General features: G+C 69.7%; 1 protein-coding gene. It reads right to left on the reverse strand.

Annotated features, from left to right (window positions below; genetic code table 11):
- A partial coding sequence (locus ACTOQ2_RS44090; protein WP_440108029.1) for an acyltransferase domain-containing protein occupies positions 1 to 521 on the reverse strand: 521 nt, incomplete at both ends.

Below are 521 nucleotides of genomic sequence, written 5' to 3' on the forward strand. Positions count from 1 at the left end.
AGCATCGGCTCCATCAGCGGTGAGTGGAAAGCGTGCGAGACCCGCAGCCGTCGAGTGCGGGCACTCACCAGGCCCGCGATCTCCTCCACCGCGGCCTCACCACCGGAGATCACCACGGCCTGCGGGCCGTTGACGGCGGCGATACCGACGTCCTGGCGACCCTCCAGCAGCGGAAGGACCTCCGCCTCAGGAGCGGCGATCGCCAGCATCGCCCCACCCTCCGGCAGCCCCTGCATCAACCGGGCACGGGCGGAAACCAGCGCACACGCATCAGGCAGCGAAAGCACGCCCGCCACATGCGCGGCCGCGATCTCCCCCACCGAGTGACCCACCAGCACGTCCGGGGTCACCCCCAGCGAGGTGAGCAGACGATACAGAGCCACCTCGAAGGCGAACAGCGCCGGCTGGGTCATCCCCGTCTCGGCCAGCACCTCGTCCGGGCCCGAGAACATCGCCTCACGCACCGACCCCGGCAGCAGCGCACAAATCTCATCCAAGGCATCGGCGAACACCGGGAACGC

Origin of the sequence: Streptosporangium sp. H16, from assembly GCF_051918855.1 — a bacterium.
GTDB lineage: Bacteria > Actinomycetota > Actinomycetes > Streptosporangiales > Streptosporangiaceae > Streptosporangium.